Here is a 1,970-nt window from a genome sequence, read left to right as displayed (position 1 = left end):
GCAAAATACCATACTGCCATTCCAGGTAGGTTATACATCACAGCATAAACAACCATTAGGAACCCCGGTATTGGGTAAAGCCATTTAAACCAAAGCAAAATCTTATATTTTAACGTTAACTTCTTCTCATCCCCAAAGACTTGTCTTAACAGAATCTCATAGTACGTATACCAGCCTGTAGATGTAGTAAGACCAAAAAGGAAAATAGAAATAGTGATCACATATCTGCCAAATTCACCAATTCCAATTTCAAAAGCGGACAGTGTTAACGCAGCACCGTCTAATCCTGAAGACCAAGCACCGGTGATAATGATAGTAAACGCCGTAATTGTACAAACGATCATAGTATCTATAAATACTTCAACCGCACCCCACATTCCTTGTTTAACCGGATGACTAGTTTTAGCCGTAGAGTGAATCATTGGGGATGTCCCCCATCCAGCCTCATTACTATAGACTGCTCTTGCTACTCCCATGCGAATTACTTGTGCTATTGCTGCTCCAGCAAACCCGCCTACTGCAGCAGTTCCAGTGAAGGCACTATCGAATATTAAAGCAAAAACGGGAATAATCTCCGTGTAATTTTTAAAAATAATAAACAGTCCGGCCAGCACGTAGAAAATACACATAAAAGGTACAAGCCGCCCAGCTATTTCTCCAATTCGTTTAATTCCTCCATAAATAATAATATAAATGAGAACTAGATAGATGAAGGATGCCGGAATCATGTCTATATTAAATGAAGAGCTTAAAGCCTCGGAAATCGTATAATTTTGAAGCGTGATGAAGAATGTAGTAAATATTCCAACACCAAAAAGAATAGCAGGTACCTTCCAAAACTTAAAGTTCTTCTCTTCTCCTAAGCCTTTCTCCATATAATAAGTGGGTCCACCAAATGGTTGGCCTTTTTCATCTGTATTTCTGTAATGGACAGATAGAGTTACTTCTACTGTTTTCGTGATCATTCCTAATAAAGCGGTAAGCCACATCCAGAGGACAGCACCAGGTCCTCCAATAGCTATAGCAGTTGCAACACCGCCTATATTCCCTACTCCTACACTGCCACCTATTGCAGTGCTTACTGCTTGAAATGGTGTTAATATACCCTTCGCATCAGCCGATTTGTCTCTTTTTTTAAACAAGTCCCCGAAAGTCACCTTGAAAATATGAGGCAAATAGCCAAATTGAAACAACTTACTTCCTATCGTAAAGTAGAGTCCTACAAAGAGAACTGTAAATATTAAAGGTAATCCCCATAGCCATCCAACTATTGTTTCCAACCATGCTTCCATACTGTAACCCCCCTTATTTTATTATTTTCTATATTTTATTTCTCCACCGATAATAGTCATTTCTACTTCAGTTTCTAAAAGTTCATCCGCATTTTCCATACTAAACGGATTTTTGTTTAGATCCGTCATGCCCCCATACTTTCCTCTTTCTAAAGTTCCTTTCGTGTGTTCCTCATTAGTTGCGAAGGCCCCTCCAATGGTAAACATTTTAAACGCCTGGTACATGGAAATTTTCTCAGCTTCATTATAGCCTTGATGTACTTCTCCTATCTTTTTACGCGTAACGGCAGCATGAATGCCTAATAAAGGATTCAGTGGCTCTATTGGGGCATCAGAGCTACCGGCAGTGATTACACCTCGTTCTAGTAAAGTTTTAAATGGATAAGACATATTGGCACGAGTCTCTCCAAGTCGATCCACAATCCACGGATAATCGCTTGCTACGAATCTAGGTTGTACATCTATTATTCGATGAGGACTGGCCAAGCGTTCAATTAAATCATTGTTTAAAATAGACACATGTATTAGCCTATCTCTATAAGCAACCGGCTTTAAATGATCCAGGTTGTCCAAAACGTCTATTAATGCCTGATCCCCTATGGTATGAACTGCAATAGGCATATTAAATTCTCTACAGTTTTTCATCAGCTCTAACAGTTCTTCTTTTTCATACATGGA

The 1,970-nt window shown here is 39.1% G+C and carries 2 protein-coding genes; both read right to left on the bottom strand.

From position 1 onward, the window contains the following. Positions 1-1,292 (bottom strand): alanine/glycine:cation symporter family protein (locus tag AC06OU_RS12400; protein ID WP_475856133.1); only part of this gene is annotated, 1,292 nt, incomplete at its 3' end. 21 nt (positions 1,293-1,313) lie between these two features. After that, positions 1,314-1,970, bottom strand: a 657-nt coding sequence (locus tag AC06OU_RS12395; protein WP_475856131.1) for an amidohydrolase family protein, incomplete at its 5' end; no start/stop codon positions are given.

It is taken from the genome of Psychrobacillus sp., assembly GCF_056205495.1.
This window is presented reverse-complemented; position numbering and strand designations above follow the sequence as displayed.